Annotated in this window: 20 protein-coding genes; 10 read left to right on the top strand and 10 right to left on the bottom strand. The window is 35.1% G+C overall.

Annotation, left to right across the window (positions count from 1 at the left end; translation table 11 throughout):
* Positions 1-500 precede the first annotated feature (500 nt).
* Positions 501-1,253: an IS5 family transposase gene (locus AAGD44_RS01570; protein ID WP_341763544.1), complete on the top strand. Its 753-nt coding sequence runs from the start codon at positions 501-503 to the stop codon at positions 1,251-1,253.
* 338 nt (positions 1,254-1,591) lie between these two features.
* Positions 1,592-4,669, top strand: coding sequence for an autotransporter domain-containing protein (locus tag AAGD44_RS01565; RefSeq protein WP_341764290.1), 3,078 nt, complete (start codon positions 1,592-1,594; stop codon positions 4,667-4,669).
* Here the strand turns inward: AAGD44_RS01565 and AAGD44_RS01560 are convergent.
* A complete protein-coding gene (locus AAGD44_RS01560) occupies positions 4,666-4,959 on the bottom strand; it encodes a hypothetical protein (RefSeq protein WP_341764289.1) in 294 nt (97 codons plus the stop codon). The two genes, AAGD44_RS01565 and AAGD44_RS01560, sit on opposite strands and share 4 nt — an antisense overlap.
* Here AAGD44_RS01560 and AAGD44_RS01555 point away from each other — a divergent pair.
* The 3 genes from AAGD44_RS01555 (at position 4,954) to AAGD44_RS01545 (ending at position 6,527) form a co-directional block, all read left to right on the top strand.
* Complete coding sequence (locus AAGD44_RS01555) at positions 4,954-5,127, top strand: palindromic element RPE1 domain-containing protein (RefSeq protein ID WP_341764288.1); 174 nt, start codon at positions 4,954-4,956, stop codon at positions 5,125-5,127. The two genes, AAGD44_RS01560 and AAGD44_RS01555, sit on opposite strands and share 6 nt — an antisense overlap.
* A 201-nt stretch (positions 5,128-5,328) precedes the next feature.
* Positions 5,329-5,622 (top strand): hypothetical protein, encoded by a 294-nt coding sequence (locus AAGD44_RS01550; protein WP_341763459.1) that lies wholly within the window; start codon positions 5,329-5,331, stop codon positions 5,620-5,622.
* Positions 5,623-5,633: 11 nt separating this feature from the next.
* A complete protein-coding gene (locus tag AAGD44_RS01545) occupies positions 5,634-6,527 on the top strand; it encodes an IS3 family transposase (protein ID WP_341763476.1) in 894 nt (297 codons plus the stop codon).
* A 193-nt stretch (positions 6,528-6,720) separates the two neighbouring features.
* Here the strand turns inward: AAGD44_RS01545 and AAGD44_RS01540 are convergent, their stop codons facing one another.
* Positions 6,721-7,599 (bottom strand): hypothetical protein, encoded by an 879-nt coding sequence (locus AAGD44_RS01540; protein WP_341764287.1) that lies wholly within the window; start codon positions 7,597-7,599, stop codon positions 6,721-6,723.
* Between the two features lie 317 nt (positions 7,600-7,916).
* Between AAGD44_RS01540 and AAGD44_RS01535 the strand changes: the two genes are divergently transcribed.
* Positions 7,917-8,063, top strand: a complete 147-nt coding sequence (locus AAGD44_RS01535; RefSeq protein WP_341764286.1) for a palindromic element RPE1 domain-containing protein — start codon at positions 7,917-7,919, stop codon at positions 8,061-8,063.
* Between the two features lie 408 nt (positions 8,064-8,471).
* Here the strand turns inward: AAGD44_RS01535 and AAGD44_RS01530 are convergent, their stop codons facing one another.
* The 7 genes from AAGD44_RS01530 to AAGD44_RS01500 all read right to left on the bottom strand — a co-directional run bounded on the left by AAGD44_RS01530 (position 8,472) and on the right by AAGD44_RS01500 (position 15,943).
* On the bottom strand, positions 8,472-8,732 hold the full coding sequence (locus AAGD44_RS01530) for a hypothetical protein (RefSeq protein WP_341764285.1): 261 nt from the start codon (positions 8,730-8,732) through the stop codon (positions 8,472-8,474).
* Positions 8,733-9,459: 727 nt separating this feature from the next.
* Positions 9,460-10,983, bottom strand: coding sequence for an HlyD family type I secretion periplasmic adaptor subunit (locus AAGD44_RS01525; protein ID WP_341764284.1), 1,524 nt, complete (start codon positions 10,981-10,983; stop codon positions 9,460-9,462).
* Between the two features lie 10 nt (positions 10,984-10,993).
* A complete protein-coding gene (locus tag AAGD44_RS01520; RefSeq protein ID WP_341764283.1) occupies positions 10,994-12,757 on the bottom strand; it encodes a type I secretion system permease/ATPase in 1,764 nt (587 codons plus the stop codon).
* A gap of 131 nt (positions 12,758-12,888) precedes the next feature.
* The gene (locus tag AAGD44_RS01515) at positions 12,889-13,854 is read right to left on the bottom strand and encodes a hypothetical protein (RefSeq protein ID WP_341764282.1); all 966 of its coding nucleotides are present in this window, start codon (positions 13,852-13,854) and stop codon (positions 12,889-12,891) included.
* A complete protein-coding gene (gene asd / locus AAGD44_RS01510; protein ID WP_341764281.1) occupies positions 13,854-14,867 on the bottom strand; it encodes an aspartate-semialdehyde dehydrogenase in 1,014 nt (337 codons plus the stop codon). Before asd ends, AAGD44_RS01515 begins: the two co-directional genes overlap by 1 nt.
* A gap of 273 nt (positions 14,868-15,140) precedes the next feature.
* On the bottom strand, positions 15,141-15,494 hold the full coding sequence (locus tag AAGD44_RS01505) for an HIT domain-containing protein (protein WP_341764280.1): 354 nt from the start codon (positions 15,492-15,494) through the stop codon (positions 15,141-15,143).
* 95 nt (positions 15,495-15,589) lie between these two features.
* On the bottom strand, positions 15,590-15,943 hold the full coding sequence (locus tag AAGD44_RS01500; protein WP_341764279.1) for a DUF2628 domain-containing protein: 354 nt from the start codon (positions 15,941-15,943) through the stop codon (positions 15,590-15,592).
* 196 nt (positions 15,944-16,139) lie between these two features.
* Here AAGD44_RS01500 and hslV point away from each other — a divergent pair, with 196 nt between their 5' ends.
* The 3 genes from hslV to AAGD44_RS01485 are packed head-to-tail and all read left to right on the top strand — an operon-like array spanning position 16,140 to position 19,567.
* On the top strand, positions 16,140-16,700 hold the full coding sequence (hslV, locus tag AAGD44_RS01495; protein WP_341764278.1) for an ATP-dependent protease subunit HslV: 561 nt from the start codon (positions 16,140-16,142) through the stop codon (positions 16,698-16,700).
* Entirely contained in the window at positions 16,697-18,037 is a 1,341-nt protein-coding gene (hslU, locus tag AAGD44_RS01490; RefSeq protein WP_341764277.1) for an ATP-dependent protease ATPase subunit HslU, read from the top strand. Before hslV ends, hslU begins: the two co-directional genes overlap by 4 nt.
* 21 nt (positions 18,038-18,058) lie before the next feature.
* Positions 18,059-19,567, top strand: coding sequence for a YifB family Mg chelatase-like AAA ATPase (locus AAGD44_RS01485; RefSeq protein WP_341764276.1), 1,509 nt, complete (start codon positions 18,059-18,061; stop codon positions 19,565-19,567).
* Positions 19,568-19,833: 266 nt separating this feature from the next.
* On the opposite strand, the gene AAGD44_RS01480 is transcribed toward AAGD44_RS01485, so the two are convergent.
* On the bottom strand, positions 19,834-20,403 hold the full coding sequence (locus AAGD44_RS01480; protein WP_341764275.1) for an isochorismatase family cysteine hydrolase: 570 nt from the start codon (positions 20,401-20,403) through the stop codon (positions 19,834-19,836).
* A 126-nt stretch (positions 20,404-20,529) separates the two neighbouring features.
* On the opposite strand from AAGD44_RS01480, the gene AAGD44_RS01475 reads away from it, so the two are divergent.
* A complete protein-coding gene (locus AAGD44_RS01475; RefSeq protein ID WP_341764274.1) occupies positions 20,530-21,336 on the top strand; it encodes a SprT family zinc-dependent metalloprotease in 807 nt (268 codons plus the stop codon).
* Positions 21,337-21,354: the final 18 nt, after the last annotated feature.

The raw sequence follows: 21,354 nt of genomic DNA, 5'->3' as shown, positions 1-21,354 counted from the left end.
TGTTGTTTGTAGGTGTTTTTAGTACCAGAATCGGTAACGATAGTAGAAATTGCTGAGTTCGTCAATAATTTAATTAAATTTAATTATAATGACACTAATTTGTGCCTTGATGCTGACCCTTGCTATTAGAGCTCTCTCCCAGCTTACATCTCACAGGGAATTTGAAGGAGATGAAGCATGCAAACAAAGCCGCAGCGTCTTTATTTATAGCCTGCGGTATTTAAGCTGGTGACACTTGACTATAACGCAAGTTTAGGTTCTATGAAGGTTTCTATGTAATGGCCGATTTATATGCATTTTTGCTCACAGAACCGCAGTGCACTAGGGGGAGCTGAGGATTCGAGAACAAAAATAACGCCGAAATCGACCATTACATAGAAACCTTCATAGAACCTAGGTTGTGTTGACAAAAAAAATAAGGTTGAGGTATAAGAGATAGAGGATTGCAATAATAATACTAAGTGGTAGTTTTCAGTCATTGAAACAAAGAAACCACCACAATGAAGTATTACATAAATGAACGAGTATGGGAAGTAATTATAACATTTTTAAAACAAACTAAAGGAATACATAGCCATGATGAAGCTAGCTTAAGGAAATTTATTGAGGCGATATGGTTTGTAACCAGGAGCGGATGTCAATGGCGCCTTTTACCTGAATATTATGGATATTGGTACAGTATTTATCGTAGATTTAAGAGATGGGTAGAACAGGGTATATGGGAAGCATTAATGGATTATGTAACAAGGGATGCAGATATGGAATCAACTATAATCGATGCGACTATTGTCAGAGCACATGCTTGTTCATCTGGGTATCACAAAGGCAATCAAGAGCAAGCAGCCTTAGGTAGAAGTAAAGGTGGTTTTAGTACTAAAATTCATACTAAAGTTGATGCGCTTGGTAATCCTTTGAAGTTTATTCTGACTGCTGGGCAGAGGAACGATATTACTCAAGCTGAAAATCTTACCAAAGATATCCACGATATTACCTTGATAGCAGATAAGGGGTATGATAGTAGTGCCTTTGTAAAAAGCTTAGAGAATAAGGGTTGTAAGGTTGTTATTCCGCCGAAATGTAACCGTAAAGTACAACGTGAATACGATAAACATATTTATAAAGAACGACATTTAATAGAATGTTTTTTCAGTAAAATTAAACATTTTAGACGCATATTCTCTAGGTTTGATAAAATTCCCGACACCTTCTTAGCTTTCCTAAATTTTGCAGGAACTTTAATTTGGTTACGTTAAATTTTTTGTCAACACAACCTAGTAGGTTAATGATAATTAATTTAATTTTCACTTAACTATTGACTAATTCTAGGACTTCTATTATCGTTACAATCCTGGTGCTAAAAACCCCTACAAACAACAGTTTGTTCCGAACTGTAATATCGGACTCCTGAGCTTTATGCTGGGAGTCTTATCACTATACAACAGCGCTTTTCTGCGTAAAAGTGATAGGGCATGATTGTTTGCATGTTTTTAGCTCCCGGCACCACTGTCATCTACCGTGTCATTAAAGTGAAGCCTCTAGCATGCTAGTTTTAGGAGAACAAAACTTTAACTAAATGATACTAATAGACTGCATGTATAAGTTAAAACAGCCTTTGGGATTTGTAGAAGAAACGAAATCGGCTGCCCCCGCCTTCATACGAGCTCGATACGAGTTTCAACCAAGCTCTATACCCCTCTGCGATGATTTTGCTGCTAGGCGCGATAAAGCGAAGCCTATAGATAATAGGCGAGCATTGAGCAGCGACGCATGCAAATTCATAGCAGAGGAGTATATAGAGATACGGGAGGAGCGGAGGCGAGGTGCGACAACAAAATTACCGACTAGATTGATTTATGCAGGAAGCCTAATATTGTTCTGGGGAAGTATTATAATGTCATCAACTTATACCTTACCAGCCAGAGCTTTGGACTCTTCCTCCTCTGATCCGGATGCGTCAATTACAGCAAGTCTGCAAGAAGAAAAAATTTCACAAGCTCAAGAAAGACTAGAAAAATTACAGGATAAATTAAAAGACTTATCACGCCAAAAACGTTCCTTGCAATATACTAAAGAAAAAGTACCCAAACTCCATGGTCGTTTGGAGCAGCTGAGTAGGCAATTAGGCGCCACGAAACACCAACTCCAAAATACTGTTACTAACAAAGATATACTCCTCTGCTATGATTTTGCTGCTAGGGGAGCGATGGGTAACGACGCATGCAAATTCATAGCAGAGGAGGATAGGCCTTTAGAATTACCACAAAAGCTTGATCAAACCTTGGATAATATACATCGAGAATTTAACTCTATAACCGAGCAACAAACGCTGTGTCAAAATAAGTTATCAATAGTATACTTGATAAAGACTGATAATATTCCCTCTGTTATGACGCCAGAATATCAACAATATTATCAGCAATATGAACAAGATCCCACGCAGTTCGATATCAAATTATTAGAGGAACAAGTTAAGGACTACGAACGACAGAAAGAGATATTAATCCGCAAGGAGGAGCAGCGAGGCAAGGAAAAGCAAAAAATCGTTAATAATGCGCCAAATTATAAGACACTTAGTATAGAAGATAATAATATAATAAAAAATATTCAAACCGAATATAATACTGTTACAAAAGAATTAACAGAGCTAGACCCGTTGTTAATACAGTATGAAAAAATAGATCAAGAACATCAGAAAACGGTAGAAAAAATAAGAAAAAAACAACAAAGAATACGAGTCCTTTATAATACTAGTTTTCCTAAACTTCCTGCCGGACCAGAGTTGTCTGACACTACTCCTCAGTTTAAGCAAAAACTCGAATTTACTGATATTTCTAATAATGTAGATGAAAGCTTAAATCTAGGTCCATTATTCCGATTATCTGTAGAAGAAAGTGATCCCAAGAGTGTTATGTTCCCATCTCCAATAGCTAAAACAAATAATGGAGAACTTGAAACCTCTAAGCAAGAATCCGATATAGTCAATTCAGGAGAATTTGGTGCTAGGAGGTATGGAGCGACGAGTGACGATGTCCCCAACTTCTCATCAATTGACTATAGTGTTAATGAGGATAGATTAGCTCTACCCCAAGGTTATTTATTATCTTCTACTCCTAAAAAAAATAGCCCTGCCCTCCCCCACTTCCAAGATGCTAGTTTAGAAGAGTCAATAGTATTACCAATACAAGCCCCCCAAAATCCAAACCAACATTATGATAATCAACTCGCAGAAGAAGGGAGAAATCTTAGGGAAGAGCTGCAAGAAATGGGGCTTTTTTTCTCTACACCAGTACAGCCTGTTGGGCAGCGGTCTATAAATACGCAAAGTAACCAGTATAGTGATAATCCCTCTTCTAATGATAGAGTTAATACTAATCTCAATAATTCCGCTGTGAATGTCAATAATGTGGCTAGCCCTCCTTATGATTCCCTTGAATCTACTAGTCAAATAGAAAGAGATCAAACAAATATAGAGATTATACTCCTCTCAGATGATTTTGCTGCTAGGCACGAGGGAGCGAAGCCTATAGATAATAGGCAAGCGATGAGTAACGAGGCATGCAAATTCATATCAGAAGAGTATATTAACGACAATAATACAGATCTTATAGGAAAGCAAAAATTAAACAGCAGCGCTTTACCTATGAAACAGCAAGCTGATACTGTAAGCCCTGCTGAACTATTTCAGGTGATAACCAATGCTAGTAACACGTTATTGCTAGCCCATATAACTCAGGTGGTAAATAATATATTGACTTATAATATAGTTAATCACAGAATAAATTTAATAAATGCTGTGGCAGCTGGAGATAAAGAAAAAACTAAACTAAAAGGTTTATGGATTAGTAGCTTATATGGCGCTAATAGATTGGGTATGATGGAAAACATACATAGCTATAAGGGAAATAATTATGGGGCTATTATCGGTTTGGATTTTGAATTAAATGATAGAAAAGAATTGCTTGGTATAGCTTATAATAATATGCATTTTCTTTTTAAATTTACCGGTAGTGATAATAAGAAGATTTCAATATTAAGCCATGGAGTAACACTATATCACCATAAAGAGCTCAGCAGTAAATGGACCTTACACAGCATCATGACAACCGCACGTAACTATATTATGAATAAATTGGTATGTAATATTGCGCGTGTTAAATATGATTGTCGTGCTAAGCATAATAATACCCACTATAATATAGGGACCAAGATAAATTATAAAATCCCTACTCCTACTGTAGTGATAATGCCAAATGTTGGCATTAGATACGGCTATTATCAAAATGGCCCCTATATTGATAGTAATGTAGGAAAATATCACTTCTCTATTGCCTCCAATAAATATCAGGAATTAATAGGAATTATGGGCGCCAGAGCCGTAGTACCCTCATTATTTGGCGCTAACTCCAAAATCTTCACCCTAACGTTCCATGGCTCTATCGAGCATAATTTCTGCAATAAGAATAAAAAAATACTTAGTAAAGTGACGTATATTAGTAATAATACTGAACAAGTGATTAATTTACCAAAACCACCTAAGGTAAGCTATAACGTAGGTGCCAGTATATTATATGAAAAAAACAATGTGAGATTAATTACCCAATATAATTATTATTTATGGAGAAAATATTCTAGTCATCAAGGGGCGGTAACTCTTAAACTTATGTTCTAATACCATTCTTTAGGTAATGTAATATCTTTCAGGTACCATAGGCCTAAACTTTTATCGCGGTAAAGATCATTATCTTGAGGGGATCCTGTATTTAGTAATAAAATTGGTTCTGGAAAATTAAACGGTTTTTGTTGTAAATTTAAGGTACGCCCAAAACTATCTGCACCAACTAGGGCATTGTTTGACTCTCTATTGACAAATGTGGTAGTTAATAAATAAGTAGCGCCTGATTTTTTAAAATTCGCTATTACCTTAAAAATATCTTCAAAACTTAAATAGACCTCTTGCATAACCTAAAGATAATTGAAGAATTTTTAGGAGAAACGAAGTCGAGTACCGCAGCGTACATAGACGTACGTGAGGAACAGAGAGGAGTTTCGACGACAAAATTACCAATTAGATTAGGTTATGCAAGAGGTCTATTAATTAAATTCCTTGCGCAGCCCATATCGAGCTGATAATTTCTACGTCGAATCCAGAAGGCCATGATCCCCAGCTTCCTCTAATCCGGCTGGGGTTTTTTGTGCATTCACTCCTACAAATTTCCTACTCGATGCGAATAATGCAAGAAGCCTATTACGTAATGCGCCCCGAAAACTAGAGCAGTGATAGAGAGACTATTTTATGTTAAAATAAATATAAAATAGGAGCAGTCGAAAATGAGTAAGCCAAAAAGTTACAGTAAAGAATTTAAGTTTAAAGTATCGCTAGAGATGATCCGAGGAGATTTGAGTATTGCTGAAATAATCTCAAAATATCAAGTTCCAAGGTCGGTAATGACAAGGTGGAAGAAACAATTTTTGGAAAATGGTGCTGATATTTTTAAGTTTAGCTATGAAAACGGTAATTCCTCTAGTTCTACAAGCGAAATAGAGAAACTGCATGCAACTATTGGCAAATTGAAGGTAGAAAACGATTTTTTGCAGCTCGTATCTGCCAAGTTGAAACTATAAAGAGGAAAGTGATGGTAGATAAGGATTATAAAGATTTAAGTGTTCGTCGGCAAAGTCAGCTATTGAATCTGAACCGCTCCAGCCTATATTACAAGGATTCGGAGAAGGATCAAGATAATTATTTAAGTAATAGAATAGTTGAGATCTATAGTAATTATCCGATATATGGTTACCGGCGAATAACGGCGATACTTAGGAGAGAAGTGGTAATTGTTAACAGCAAAAAAGTCAGGAGGTTGATGAAACTAATGAATTTGCAAGCAATTTACCCTTCGATTAATACAAGTAAAAGAAACCTAAAAGAAGCTATTTATCCATATTTGCTATCAGGGTTAGAGGTTATAAAGCCAAATCAGGTATGGCAGGTGGATATCACTTATTTAAGGGTACAAAGTGGTTTTATGTATTTGGTTGCATTAATCGATGTTTATACTAGATTAGTAGTAGGATATCGTTTATCAAATAGTTTAAATACAGAGAGCTGTTTGCTAGCGTTAGAAGATGCTATAGCTAAATATGGGAAGCCGTCGATAATTAATAGTGATCAAGGTAGCCAGTTTACCAGCGAGGATTGGATTAATGAATTGAGGAGATGCGTCATAAGCATCAGCATGACGGGCAAAGGCAGGTGTAACGATAATGCCCATATTGAGCGTTTATGGCGATCGTTTAAGTATGAGGGGTCGTATTTATACCGGTGTACTTCAGTTTTAGAGTTGAAAAATAATATCCCGAAATGGTTGAATTGGTATAACAATCAAAGGCCCCATCAGGCTTTGGAGTACAAAACGCCGTTTGAGATATATAGTGGATTTATGGATAAGTCTTGCGACTTACCCACAATTCCACTATTACCACAACAGCTACAAAATTATAAAAATAATATTTTTGTAGATAGTTTATGAAAATAATAGTCTCTCTATTTAAAGCTTTTTTGGTCTAAACATAGGGGCGCAGTTCATTATGTCTTTTCTTCCTTATCCGGAATTTAGGTTATTATATAGTCAATTCAGGAGAATTTGGTGCTAGGAGCGATGGTAGAGCCTATATAAATAGGCAAGCATTGAGTGACGATGTCACCAACTTCTCATCAATTGACTATACGGTCTCTTCTCCTGTAATACCCACTATAGAAACAGGGAAAGTAAGATTGGTATTACACCATGAGAATATCCCAAAACATGTGGTGTCAGTTGAAGAGTCTTCATTCATAGGGATAGTAAACTCAATGTTCTCAGACTTCTTAGTAGTAGTAGGACAAGCCGAAGGTAAAATAGCGAGCTTTATAGCACTTGGGTCATTAGCAATTTTAGAAATCGTAAACTTAATTGGAATAGAAGGGGAGGTATTTAAGCTTAAAGTAGAAAAAGTATGTTTAATCTGCTTTATTAATGAGGGAGCCGGCTCCTCGCGCATACTTACATCACTTATAGATAAATTATAGTCCTGAATTATCTCCTTATCATAATCTTTTATCGTAAATACTAATGTGGAAGGATTTGTTAACTTAGCAATCATTTTAAGCACTTCATTTTTCATTACTAGCTGACAGTGGGAAGTGTTAAAAAGTGTTGTATCATTTCCACGGGCATTATTTTTTAACTCTTGCACCGTTTGTATTATTACCGAAGCTGTTTTAAAGTGTTTACATTCTATCGCCTTTTTAAAAGCTGCATCATCCTGAGCGTGTAACATCCACTCTAAATTTGCACATTTTTCTGCAATATTAATGAGAGTTGTGAGTATTGGCGACTCGTCTAGAAGTAAATCAGCATATTCTGCTACTTTTCTGAATAAAAGATAATTGTCATGGGCAATTATCTGTCTTTGCATATGGGACTTATGTAAATGTAATTTTGCAAAGGCGTGACCACAGTCCCGTAAGCTTGACTTTTGGAGACTACCACAAAGCTGTTCTACAATATCGGCGGGTTTACATTGTTTTTGTACACAATCGTGTTGCATGTTATGTAACATAATTACTAATACCTTTTAATCTATTATTAATGTAGACCAAAGTATAATATTCTATTATAAATAGCAATTAAAAAGTGTTATATTTTAGCAAAATTTTATGAAATTGTCATAAGACTAGTTCGTATAGCCAAAGTGATTTAGCTGGTGACACTTGAATTTAAAGGTGAGGTTGCGCAGCGTATAGAGAATACGTGAGCACAACCGAATCCTGCAAAATCAAGTGTCACCAGCTAAATGCCGCAGGCTATAGCTTGGAATTGTAGGAAATCTTTATTAGTATTCTTAGATAATTTGCTTCTGGTAGGACATTAGACCTCTTGCATAACCTAAAGATAATTGAAGAATTTTTAGGAGAAACGAAGTCGAGTACCGCAGCGTACATAGACGTACGTGAGAAACAGAGAGGAGTTTCGACGACAAAATTACCAATTAGATTAGGTTATGCAAGAGGTCTATTGGGATAGGGGGAATGAACTTAAGGATTACAGAGTACTAAAGTGCGTACAGCATAGACCATTAAGGTGCGTACAGAATATTTCTCTTCAAATATGCACGACTACTACGCTTCACGTACACTATTGTGTATGTATCATAATGATATAAGCTATCACATGTATAATACTCTTCTTTCAAAAATTGTTTTTCTTATTTCATCGGGAACTCACGTGCTCACGTACTGGCATGTACGCAGCAAACGCTCGCCATTTAAAATAAAATCCAATTCTTGAAGTACGAGCAGTATAAGTACGTGAGTTCACGATGAAATAAGAAAAACAATTCGGCAGAGTGAGTAGTATAACTTATGTGCTGTTTTTGTGCCTTCGCCGCTTATTTGCAAATCTAATTCGAGGGATCATTCAAATATAGCTGCCTTAAATTCCTTTACTTCTACTTTTATTAGCCGCAGTTTTAATGTTTAGGTAAACTTTAATATAATCTATTTGCTTTTTCATTGCATATATTTGATTCATCAATACATTAAAATAGTTTTGGGTTTTATTATGCTTAGATCCCAAAATAAATCTAAGAGCTAAAACATTTCGCGATAAACCTAATAATTTATTCTCTGTCTCTTTAAACCCGCTTTGGCTTAATGCATATTTATTAAGCTGTATATTCTCTTTATTTACCATATTGTTCCCTCGAGTTAAAGATTTTATCTTAGACTTCTTTGTTAAAACAGCCACAACTGCCAAATTTCCAAACGTATCTTCGCTTAAAGCGACCTTATAAAATTGTGATCTATAGGCTAGTCGCCATCTAATAAAGCCTTTAATAGATAGATTATATCAACTAACCTATAATCACAATTTGGTATTACTGCTATTACGTAAGAATCCATAGTGTAGATTCGGTGATATTGACTCCGTAGTAATAGAATAATCCTATTGATTCTGTAAACATAATATTCTACGCCGCAAATTAGCTTATGTATACTCATTTGCACATCTGAATTGTTTTTTGAAATTATCATGGAGTCAGAAGGCTTACGTATAGCCAAAGTGATTTACAAAACAATATATAGTCACTTAGGTTAAACTAGCTACATTGTTGCTCGTCGCTTACCTAGTATCTCCTAGGCTTCACTCCTCGCGCCTAGTATCTAATTCAACCTAAGTGACTATAGTTATATATTGACTTATATTAAGGCAAGCTTTCTTGAGTTTCAATAGTTTCTTACTTACTATTATGACGATTCGAAATTGAGGGGAATGTGGAATATGGGGATATACTCTTTCGTTCTCAAGGATTGGGTGTTATTTTGCCGCAATAATAGGCGTGCGGAGGGTACATGTCAGTACGTGAGTTTTTGATAAAATAAAAAGACAATTCTTGAGAACAAAAGAGTAGTATAAAGGTTTATTTTTCTTTAAACGATCTAAACATGGTATCAGTAATCGGATCCAACAAATAGCGAAGTAAAGTTCTAGTGCCGGTAACAATTTGTACTTCCGCTTGCATACCTGGGTGAAGTTCCAAGTTCTTCGCTTTTGCAACCTTATTAAATTCTTCCATGTTAATTTCAATTCTAGCAATATATACTGTCTCGCCCGCCTTCTGACTTCGATCTTGAACAATATCAGGGGATAATTTGACCACCCTACCACTAAATAATGGGGTAGTTCTTGACTTAAAGGCACTAAAGCGAATTTTAGCTACTAAACCTTCGTGCACTGAATCTATTAATCTACTTGGAACCTGCGCTTCTATTATTAAATTATCATTACTTGGCGCGATCTCTAAAATAGGGTTACCTGGCGCCACTACACCACCTATTGTATGAAAATTTAGTACGTTTATAATACCATCTACTGGGGATCTAATCACAACTCTATTTAGAGAATCCTTATAGGCATTAAACTGTTCTTTCAAATGTACTACCTGCCCCTGCGCTTCTCTAAGCTCAGTTAATATTTTCTCAGTAATTTTATTTTGTAAGTTAAGAATTGAAATTTCATTCTCTGAAATAGCATGCCTAGTACTCGCTATTTCAGTATCTGATAGGGCTATTTCACTCTTGAATTGAGCTTCCTTAGATTCTAATTCTAATAACGCTGCTCTAGGGCTAAAACCTTTTTTGTGCAACGTATTCATTGCTCGTAAGCGATCTCGCACTATTTCTAAGTTTTTTATAAAAGAAAGCTTTCTAGCCTCTAATCCTTCTATTTTTTTATTTAACTGTTCTACCCGTTGCTGATAAGCGTTCTTTTCACTTCTATGTACTTCTTTTTTAGACTGAAATAAACTACTTTGAGTCTCAATAATTCTAGCTACATCTGGTAAATTGATATCATTTTGAAGTAATTCAGGAAATTCAATCTTCTCTTTATCATCTCTTTCTGCAATTAAACGACTTTCTGTTGCTAAAGCATGCCTATATTGACTTAAAGTGCTTTCATAATGGGATTTAATTTTCACATCTTCTAGCTCTAATAATTTATCTCCTACCTTAACGTTATCACCTTGATTAACGAAAATATTAGCAATAATACCCCCTTCATGATGCTGTATCACTTTCCTATTAGTACTCGCTACAACTATACCTCCTGCTACCGCTGCACTATCAAGAGGAGCACAACTCCCCCATATACCGCCAACTAACACAAAAAATATTATGACATAAGTTCCAAACAGAATTGGCGAGCGAGCAACCTGTAATACATCGTTACGATTAGAATCAGTTTTTTTAGTAATAAAATTTATAAAGCGATCCAGGTAGTATAATATGCTCTGAATGGCTTTAGAAATACTGACTATCAAATTTGGGGATATAATACCTTTTTTAGTCCGTTTTGCGTTTACTACATCTTTTTGTAAAGTTAAAAGTTGTTTAAGTTGCTCCGGTGAGAACGAAGGCTTAGTATTATTTGACTTTTCTTCCATATTTTTTTACTTATTCATTAATGTGGATAACACCACTTTTTAGCATTTTTATTCGATTATGCATTTCTTCCGGTGTGCCGTGCAAAGCGACCATACCATCTTGTAAGATCAATACTTTATCTACTACAGACAATACAGAAGGCCGATGAGAGATAACTAACACAGAAATACCCTTAGTCTTTGACTGTTTTAAACAATTGGATAAAGCTATCTCTCCAGCTTCATCCAGATTAGCATTCGGCTCATCTAAAATAATTAATTTAGGGTTCCCATAAAAGGCTCTAGCAAGGCCTATACGTTGTTTTTGCCCCCCAGAGAGATTAGAACCGGCCGATCCAATGTCTGAATCATAGGCATCTGGTAATCGTAAAATCATTTCGTGGGCTCCCGCTATTTTAGCAGCCTCAATTACTTTTTCAGGATCTGGATTTTCTAACATTCGAGCAATATTCTGCTTTACAGTTCCACTAAATAATTCTATTCCTTGTGGCAAATATCCTACATGTTTACCAAAATCTTCCCTATTCCATCGATATATTTCCCCTCCATCAAGCCGCACACTTCCTGAAGCTGCTTTCCATACCCCAACCAGCACTTTTGATAGAGTGGATTTACCAGCAGCAGAAGGGCCAATAATAGCTAATATTTCCCCAGGTTGCACCGCAAATGATATACCCTTTAAAATATAGCGAGGTGTAGGGGGTTGCGGGAGGTAAGCAGGAACAGGAGTAGCATAATAAATATTCTCTACTGTTAAATAACCTTCCACGTGGGGTATAGGCATTGCTTCATCACGGGAATTAAATGAATTAAACAATTGATTAATATTTTTATAGGATTTGATCGCCCCGCTCATACTTTTCCATAATTCTATAGCATTATCGAACGGTGCTAACGCCCTACCCACTATAATAGAGCTCATAATCATTCCCCCAGTAGTCATTGCTTCTCCCCTCGTACTAACAACAACATAAGCGCCAATACCAGTTACTAGCATCTGCATGATATTCCGAATAAACCTAGAAAAATTAGAAATAGCGCCATTACGGTAGCTAGCTATTGACTGCTTCTCTAAAGAAGCAATATTAAATTTATGCCAATTTGCTGTGACATTTTTCATCATCCCCATAGCTTCTACTACTTCTGAATTTCTATTAGCAATATCTGCTTGAACCATACCTTTGATCGAAAATTCAGTGGCTTCTCCTAGGGTTCTATTAGTAGCAGCTGCATTAAAAAAAGCTGTAGATACAATAATTACTGCCCCAATTAAAGTCAGAATTCCAATATACGGGTGGATCAAAAAAATTACTACTATATAAATTATGCTCCACGGGGCATCAAATAAAGTATTAATCCCAGTACTAGTTAAAAATGTCTTGACCGTTTGAAAATCGCGAAGCAATTGGCTAGCGGCCGTGTTAGTACGAGTTGCTGAGGCGGAAATAGAGTAACCAAAAATTACAGGGGCGACTGTCTTGTCTAACCATTCCCCAACTTTAATTAGAGTGAAGGAACGAGCAACTTGTAACAACCCATAAATAAAATATATTGAACCAATAATTACTGATAACCACATTAAGGTCCATAGATTACCACTACCTATCACCCTATCTAGAACTTGCAAAGAATAAAGAGGGGTTATCAACATTAATAAATTAATGACAAATGCAAACCAAAAAACTACCCAGAAGGCATTTTTACATTTATTAATTGCATCATTTAAAGGGTTTCTAATTTGAGAACTATTTGCTGATGCACTATTATTTTTCATATTACCGTTATATATTTGTACTTTAATTCGAATGCAAGATTATTAGGTTAATATATACCAATTTTTTTACTCAAATACAACCTAGACTACAACAATTATTTGTTAGTTCAATTAATATATATATCTTCTTCTCAACTGACCTTAAAATAAGAAGCCAATATTTCTTCCGAAGGCTTACCTATCAGTTGATTATCAAAACCATAAACTATTAAATAAGACATGGCAAGATAAGGATTGATAGCCTGCCGTAATTTTAAATGTAGCTTGTGGGAATTTTGCGGTGCACGATGGTAATCATCAGAGCCTATTTGCCTGCCATTCATTCCTTCCCGCGAATATTGCATTACCTGATTTACAAAATACCCATTATTAGCACTATTTTCTAAATTATGAATTATATTGGAAATAATTGCGGTAGCAAGTTTTTTATTGTCTTCCTGCTCCGAAAATACCAAATATAAATCATTTTTTAAATCATTTAAGAAATACGCTATTTTTCCATAGGACTCCGCAACGTTCTGAATGATAAAATTAGTAATTACTAAATAATCTGCTACATTAAGGAAGTTATGCGCTTTAATAATAATAGAGCAGCTAGAGAAGTCGTGAGCATGATAGTGGCAAATTGTAGGGATGCCAATTTTTTCAAGAATATCAAGTATTTCAGCACGTAAATTTGCTAATTGGTCGTACGGCTCAACCTGGTTTTGATAATTTATTAATTGATGCTCTTTAACCACGATATTTTCAGATTTATTAACAATAAAAAAATTAATTCCTAATTCAAATCCAATACTATTAACATCATTATTACCTAATATAATCTCTTGTAAAAAAAGACGTGGGTTATATTGCTCACTTAAATTATCACATAAACAAAATAAAGTGACATAGCTGCGAAAAGGATCAACAAAGCACAGCTCACTAATTGGTCGTAATTTTATATTATTTACTAATATGCAATCTTCTAATATCACTAAATTTCTTACCGCAATATCAATTTGCCGTAACCCCCCTTCCCTACCTAGGTACTTCAAAGAGATAAACTTTGCTTCCGTACTTTCTATTTTGTGACGAAGTGCTTCTATAATATGCATTAAAATCCTTTAATTAATTCTTCTGCAATTTGCACTCCGTTTAATGCCGCTCCTTTACGTAAATTATCAGAGGTAATCCATAAATTAAGAGTATTTTCTTGCGTATAATCCTTTCGTATCCTTGAAACATATACTAAATCTTCTCCTACCACATCTACGGGGCACGAATATTTCATTTCATTTAAATAAGAATTAACGCTTACAGATTCGGATTCTCTTAATATTTCTTCCGCTTCCTGCGCTTCAAGTTGCGTTCGAAATTCCACGTTAACCGACATAGAGTGAGAAACAAATACTGGGACCCTAACGCAAGTTACAGTAGTTTTGGCATGAACTCCTATAATTTTTTCTAATTCCAAAGAGATCTTCAATTCTTCGGTAGTATAACCTTGCTGACTAAAATGACCAATATGAGGAAATAAATTAAAGGCTATCTGCCTTGGAAAAATTTGCGGTTGTACATCATTAAAAGCGTATTTTGCTTTCGTTTGATTATATAGCTCATCCATTGCCGCCCTACCCGCTCCAGAAACCGCTTGATAAGTGGAAACAATTATTCTCTTAATTTCAGCAGCGTTATCTAGCGGTTTTAACGCTACCGCAATCGGAATAGTACAGCAATTTGGATTAGCTATAATATTCTTCTTAGTATAATTTTGCAAATCTATCAAATTAGCTTCTGGAACTATTAAGGGTACTTCAGGATCAAGTCTAAAAAATGAAGACTTATCAATTATTATGCACCCTTGCTGCGCAATTTTAGGTATATATTGTTTAGATATTTCAGAGCCAGCTGCAAAAAATGCAAGGTCAACTTTACTAAAATCTATCTTATCTATATCAGTAATTTTTAAGATTTTATCTCCAAAGCTCACCTCCTTACCATAAGACCCACTTGAGGCTATCGCATATATATTATTAATAGGGAAAGTTCTTTCACTTAAAATTGCTAATATTTCACGGCCTACATTACCTGACGCCCCTATTACAGCAACATTATATTTTTTTACCATTACTTACCAAATAAATTACCCTAATATACGTATACTACTCACTTTGCCGAATTGTTTGTTTATTTTCTTGTGAACTCACATGCTCACGTATACACAATGGATTTCAAGAGCCATCATTTTATTTGCCAGGGGTGAGCGCGCGCAGCGTACAACTAAGTACGTGAACACGCGAAACTTTGATAAAATGAAAAAAACAACTCTTGAAAGGCGAAGATTATACAACTCTTTATTTACGAACAGTATATATACTAAATTCTTCTCTAATACTCAAGATTAATCGATTAAATTAGACAAGTTTCCACCGCCAATAATATGATAATGGAAATGAAATACACTTTGTCCTGACTTTTCTCCCTTATTAGTGATCAAACGGTATCCCTTTTCTTTTAAACCTACTAATTCAATAATATGTAATAATTTGCTAAAATAATCTTTAATTTCTGCTTCCGATGCTTTATTTATAAACTCTCCATAATCCATATATTCCTTTTTAGGGATTACTATTATGTGTATTGGGGCCACAGGGTTAATATCATTAAATGCTATTATATTAGCATCTTCATAGATTATTTGTGCTGGTGCAGATTTATTAATAATTTTTGTAAAAATATTATTGTTATCATACATATTTACTTTCTCCTACTTTATACGTCTATGTACGGCGCTCGGCTCGGCTTCGTTTTCCCTAAAAACCCCGAGCTTTTTCGACTTATGCAGGAAGCCTATTGATGGGTTACCCGCTCTAAAAACTTTAATTCTGCTTCCATTTCAGAATTAGCTAATATTATATCCTGTAATAGATATTTTTTTCTTTCTAAATCATATTCCCGTATATCGGTACTACAAAAACCAAATATCAACATGGTAGTTATTAGGACCCCTGCCTTTATGCACTCACAATTTAGACTAAAGGCGCTAACCACTACAATAGAAGTTACTATTAATAATAGCCACATTCGATGATATAGTAACCAGCCAACATTGAAAATTGCTGCAAATAGAGAAACACCTTGCTTAATAATTATACAATTATTATCTTTTTTTTGTGGATTAACATATATTGAATAAATATTCATAGCCAAATCTTGTAATTGTGATATTAAGTTATTACTTAGAGTATAAGTAGTAAATGCCGTAAATTAGATATCAATCCGCTAATTAGCAGAAATAGTAAATAGCACCAAGAAGCAGAAAGTATCTAATTGGTATCAATTGATTATCTCTACATATAATATTAATTACTAGACAAATATCAATATTTAAAAAATCATTATGCTAGATATCTTATCAAAAACATACGCACTACATGGAACCACTATACTTTGTATAAGAAAAAATGACAACGTGGTAATTGCAGCCGATGGTCAGGTTTCACATGGTAATACAATTTTAAAGTCCACCGCCAAAAAATTAAGAACGATGTGTAATAATAGTATCATTGCTGGTTTTGCCGGCTCTACTGCAGATGCACTAACTTTATTTGAAAAATTAGAAGCAAAATTAGACAAATATTCTTATCATCTTCTTAGAAGTGCTGTAGAACTAGCAAAAGATTGGCGTAGTGATAAATATCTACGTAAATTAGAAGCAATGATGATAGTAGCAGATCAAAAAAATATTCTAATTCTTACAGGTAACGGAGATGTAATTGAGCCAGATGGAAACGAGGCAGCTATAGGATCTGGTGGCTCATATGCGCTTGCAGCTGCTAGAGGAATAATGTCCTATAACAATGATTTAACAGCAGAAGAAATTGCCTTAAAATCAATGCAGATTGCGGCAGATATTTGTGTCTTCTCGAACCATAATATTATTTTAGAAAAAGTTATATGAATATTAATACAAAAAAAGAGTCTATGGGGTTAACTCCAAGTAAAATTGTAGAAGAGCTGAACAGATTTATTGTAGGGCAGAATAAAGCTAAAAAAGCCGTGGCAATTGCTCTGAGAAATCGCTATAGGCGAAAAAATGTCAGTGAACCTCTTAGGGAAGAAATTGTTCCCAAAAATATTCTAATGATTGGTCCTACTGGGGTTGGTAAAACGGAAATTGCTAGACGTCTTGCTAAGCTTGCGGGTTCTCCTTTCCTTAAAATTGAAGCTACTAAATTTACAGAAGTAGGTTATGTCGGAAGGGACGTAGAATCTATAATAAGAGATCTGGTGGAAATAGCTGTTAGTATTCAAAAAACTAATGCTAAAAAAGAAGTAGTTAGTAATGCTAACCTCAAGATGATTGAAAGGGTTTTAGATGCATTAGTTGGCAAAACTGCAACAAGTGAAACTAGAGAAAAATTTAAAGAAAAATTAGAAAAAGGGGAATTAGATCATACTGAAATTGAGATCACTATAGCAGATACAAGCAATATATTTGGCAACACTAATTTCGAAATTCCTGGGATGCCAGGAGCCGCTATGGGAGTCGTAAATATTTCTGATATGCTTGGTAAAGCTATAGGAGGGACTAAAACAAAAAACAAAAAAATTCTGGTTAAAGATGCTATGGCAATTATTACAGCTGAAGAATCAGAAAAAATGATTGATATAGAAAAAATTACTCAAGACGCCATACAGCTAGTAGAAAATGATGGAATAGTATTTTTAGATGAAATAGATAAAATTACTTCCAAATCTGAAGGAAAAAGCTCAGAAATCAGCCGAGAAGGTGTCCAAAGGGATTTGTTGCCATTAATTGAAGGTACCACTGTTAATACTAAATATGGCCCAGTAGAGACAGCGCATATTTTATTTATAGCTTCGGGGGCTTTTCACCTATCAAAGCCTTCTGACTTATTACCCGAATTACAGGGCAGATTACCTATTAGAGTTGAATTAAATTCTCTAACCAAAGAGGATATGATTAAGATTTTAATTGAACCTGAAGCAAGTTTAATAAAGCAATATTCCGCTTTAATGGCCACCGAAGGTTTAGAGTTACTATTCGACCAAGCAGCGATAGAGAAAATTGCTGATTATGCCACTAATGTGAATTCCGAGGTAGAAGATATTGGAGCCCGAAGATTACATACTATTTTAGAAAATTTATTGGAAGATATAAGTTTCAATGCCAGCGATACAGAAGAAAAAAAGATAACTATTGATGAAAATTTTGTAGACAAGCAGCTATCAAAAATTGTACAAAATATTGATCTTATAAAATTTATTCTGTAAACTTAAAATTGTAAGTTATAAATGGTAGTACACCTTGGAAGTTTAACCTTTAGTGGTATAGATATAATTGATGTTGATGTACAAGTACAAATATCTCCAGGAATTCCTAGTTTTACTATTGTAGGGCTTGCGGATAAGACTATTGCCGAATCAAAAGAAAGAGTTAGGGCTGCTCTTTCTTCAATAGGCCTAGCCTTGCCAACCAAAAAAATACTTATAAATCTTGCGCCTGCTGACCTGATAAAAGAAGGAAGTCACTTTGATCTTGCTATTGCGTGCGCAATATTAAGCAGCATGAATATTTTACCTAGTGAAGAAATACGGGAATATCTGGTAATAGGAGAGTTATCACTAGATGGCGCCATTTTACCGGTAATTGGTGCCTTACCTGCGGCTGTTGGGGCAACTGCACGCGGGAAAGGGCTGATATGTTCCAAAGCTAACGGAGCAGAAGCAGCTTGGTCTGGTAATAATAGTATATTAGTGGCTCAGAATTTAATTGAGTTAGTAAATCATTTTAAAGGTACCCAAATATTGTCTGCTCCTGAATTGGAGATCGACAGTACTGAAATAAATTATCTAGATTTTAAAGATATCAAGGGTCAAAAAATAGCTAAAAGAGCATTAGAAATAGCAGCAGCAGGCAGTCATAGTGTACTGATGTTTGGCCCCCCTGGCACAGGTAAATCTATGCTCGCCCAACGTATAGCTGGTATATTACCTAAAATGGGCCCCGAAGAAATATTAGAATGCAGTACTATAGCAAGTATTGCTGGGAAATTAGAAAATGGCAAATTAACCCGAACACGACCATTTCGTGCTCCCCATCATTCATGTTCCACAGCGGCTATGGTAGGGGGCGGTATTGGCAAAAAAGTAAAGCCTGGAGAGATTTCGTTAGCACATAATGGAGTATTATTTCTTGATGAATTACCAGAATTTCCGTCAAATGTTATAGAGTCTTTAAGACAACCAATTGAAACTGGAGAAATATTAATAGCTAGAGCGAACTCTCATATTAAATACCCCGCTAACTTTCAATTAATAGCGGCCATGAATCCTTGCAAATGCGGTTATTTAAGCGATCCATACAAGGCTTGTTCTAAAGCGCCTAAATGTGGGAGTGATTATCAAATGAAAATTTCTGGCCCTATTATGGACCGATTTGATCTGCATATAGAAGTAGGATCAAGCGATGCCTATAATTATCATTTAATAGACACCCAAGGAATCGAGAGTTCCAAGCAAATAGCTGCGCGAGTGGAACAAGCGCGAGAAATGCAACTCGCCAGGTACGAAGGATATAATATTAAAACAAATAATCGTCTAGATGGGCAGTTACTTATAGAATACGCGCTACCTGTTGATGAGGGGAAAGATTTATTGAATGAAGCCGCTACAAAATTTCGTATATCTATGCGAGCTTATAATAGGACTTTAAGAGTTGCACGCACTATAGCTGACCTTGATAGCTCTAGAAATGTTTATAAAATACATATTGCCGAAGCTTTAAATTACCGAAAAATGTAGATTGTCGTATGTTTGACGTATTAGGAAATTCAATAGACTCCTTTCGAAGCAACAACTCTTGAAGGCGCAAGAGTATAGTGTTCATAAATGAAGAGGTGGTAGACGATAGAATCAACTTCAAGAAGAGCAAGGAGGGTCAAAGTCGAGCAGTGCAGCGTACATATTAGTACGTGAGGAGCGCAGTCTTAGACACGACGACGCCAATTCTTGAAGTTCAGCGAGTATAGTGTGCAAGGAGAATAATTCATTCTTATTCCTCTTCTAAATTAATTTGAGATTAAACATATTTCATCAACTGTTTTTACTTCACTAATCATTTTTAAAATTGACAGTGCATTCTGTTGGTGTTCTTCACTATTACTAGCGCAAGCATCACTTGCTATAGTTACTTTATAGTTACGGTCATGAGCATCTCTGGCAGTTCCCTCAACCGCTAAATTAGTAGAAACACCCGCTAAAATAAGATGATTAATTTCATTAGCGTTTAAAATTGCTTCTAAGGTTGTGGAATAAAACGCATTAATTCGGTGTTTTATAACTACTAAATCCTGCGGACGATAATCGAGCTCTGCACTGAAAGCAGTACTATTATCACTTAATTTTAATAAGCTATTCTTTTTATTATGTATGAACAACGGTGAGCGGTGCCCTAATTCATAATAGTGATCACTAAAACCTATTTTAACAAAAATAATAAGATGTTTTTCTTTGCGGCAATGGTTAAGTAATTGATTGATTTTAGAGATTACTTTATATTTGGTTAGATATGGTTTAAATTGAGCACTTTCAGTAATACCATTAATCACATCTAGTACAATGAAAGCTGTCTTTATCATATTGCCTCTTAAGGTTAAGCTTATATTGGAAATCTTGCGTTATTAAGTTCTATAAAGAGTGAAGACTTAATAGCTATATTTTCGCTGAAAACATAATAGAAAATAGTACTTTAAGCGGCAACCTGCATGAAATTATTTACTATGGAGCATCCCCAAAAATTAATACCAAACTTGATTACTTTAGAGCGACACGGTGCTCCTATTCAAGTCCCCATAAGATACAGCAATAAAGCTAAAAATATTGCCATTAGGATCAATAATAAAGGCGCAGAATTAGTCGTGCCTAATAGCAAACTTAATGCCGGATATAATTTTCTTCTAACAAAAGAACAATGGATAAGACAAAAATTGTTACAATTTTCTCCAAGGGAGCCGCTAGACCCACATACGATCCCGATCTTAGGAGAAAAATATTCGCTGCAAATCCATAAATCTGTATGTAACAAAGTTGAAATCAATCAAAATACCATTCTAGTATATTCTATTTTAGCTCAATATAACAATATTTTAATAAAATTTTTACAAGAAAAGCTATTATTGGAAATAACTAAAGCAGCTACGTTATTAAGTAAACAACATAACTTACAATTTACTAAAATTAAACTTACAAATAGTAGTAGTAAATGGGGCAGCTGTAATAGCAAGGGGGTCTTATCGTTTAGCTGGCGGCTCATCTTTGCGCCTAGAGAAATTTTAGAATATGTCATAGTTCACGAAGTGTGCCACATAGCAGAAATGAACCACAGCTCACGTTTCTGGAAGTTAGTAGAAACAATTTATCCCAATTATAAATCTGCTAAGTTATGGCTCAAGCACCACGGTTTTATGTTAAATCGGTATTTAAATTTTATATCATATTTCAATATAGTCAACTCAGGTGAATTTGGTGTTAGGAGCGATAATGGAGCGCAGCCTATATATAATATTATATAGCAGGCAAGTTAAATCATG

This window comes from Candidatus Tisiphia endosymbiont of Beris chalybata, assembly GCF_964026555.1.
In the GTDB taxonomy this organism is placed as follows: domain Bacteria; phylum Pseudomonadota; class Alphaproteobacteria; order Rickettsiales; family Rickettsiaceae; genus Tisiphia.
This window is presented reverse-complemented; position numbering and strand designations above follow the sequence as displayed.

What these genes read in the sequence shown, in the direction of transcription:
- AAGD44_RS01570 (WP_341763544.1), top strand. Translation starts at nt 501, where the DNA reads ATGAAGTATTACATAAATGAACGAGTATGGGAAGTAATTATAACATTT.
- AAGD44_RS01565 (WP_341764290.1), top strand. Translation starts at nt 1,592, where the DNA reads ATGTATAAGTTAAAACAGCCTTTGGGATTTGTAGAAGAAACGAAATCG.
- AAGD44_RS01560 (WP_341764289.1), bottom strand. Translation starts at nt 4,959, where the DNA reads ATGCAAGAGGTCTATTTAAGTTTTGAAGATATTTTTAAGGTAATAGCG.
- AAGD44_RS01550 (WP_341763459.1), top strand. Translation starts at nt 5,329, where the DNA reads ATGAGTAAGCCAAAAAGTTACAGTAAAGAATTTAAGTTTAAAGTATCG.
- AAGD44_RS01545 (WP_341763476.1), top strand. Translation starts at nt 5,634, where the DNA reads ATGGTAGATAAGGATTATAAAGATTTAAGTGTTCGTCGGCAAAGTCAG.
- AAGD44_RS01540 (WP_341764287.1), bottom strand. Translation starts at nt 7,599, where the DNA reads ATGTTACATAACATGCAACACGATTGTGTACAAAAACAATGTAAACCC.
- AAGD44_RS01530 (WP_341764285.1), bottom strand. Translation starts at nt 8,732, where the DNA reads ATGGTAAATAAAGAGAATATACAGCTTAATAAATATGCATTAAGCCAA.
- AAGD44_RS01525 (WP_341764284.1), bottom strand. Translation starts at nt 10,983, where the DNA reads ATGGAAGAAAAGTCAAATAATACTAAGCCTTCGTTCTCACCGGAGCAA.
- AAGD44_RS01520 (WP_341764283.1), bottom strand. Translation starts at nt 12,757, where the DNA reads ATGAAAAATAATAGTGCATCAGCAAATAGTTCTCAAATTAGAAACCCT.
- AAGD44_RS01515 (WP_341764282.1), bottom strand. Translation starts at nt 13,854, where the DNA reads ATGCATATTATAGAAGCACTTCGTCACAAAATAGAAAGTACGGAAGCA.
- asd (WP_341764281.1), bottom strand. Translation starts at nt 14,867, where the DNA reads ATGGTAAAAAAATATAATGTTGCTGTAATAGGGGCGTCAGGTAATGTA.
- AAGD44_RS01505 (WP_341764280.1), bottom strand. Translation starts at nt 15,494, where the DNA reads ATGTATGATAACAATAATATTTTTACAAAAATTATTAATAAATCTGCA.
- AAGD44_RS01500 (WP_341764279.1), bottom strand. Translation starts at nt 15,943, where the DNA reads ATGAATATTTATTCAATATATGTTAATCCACAAAAAAAAGATAATAAT.
- hslV (WP_341764278.1), top strand. Translation starts at nt 16,140, where the DNA reads ATGCTAGATATCTTATCAAAAACATACGCACTACATGGAACCACTATA.
- hslU (WP_341764277.1), top strand. Translation starts at nt 16,697, where the DNA reads ATGAATATTAATACAAAAAAAGAGTCTATGGGGTTAACTCCAAGTAAA.
- AAGD44_RS01485 (WP_341764276.1), top strand. Translation starts at nt 18,059, where the DNA reads ATGGTAGTACACCTTGGAAGTTTAACCTTTAGTGGTATAGATATAATT.
- AAGD44_RS01480 (WP_341764275.1), bottom strand. Translation starts at nt 20,403, where the DNA reads ATGATAAAGACAGCTTTCATTGTACTAGATGTGATTAATGGTATTACT.
- AAGD44_RS01475 (WP_341764274.1), top strand. Translation starts at nt 20,530, where the DNA reads ATGAAATTATTTACTATGGAGCATCCCCAAAAATTAATACCAAACTTG.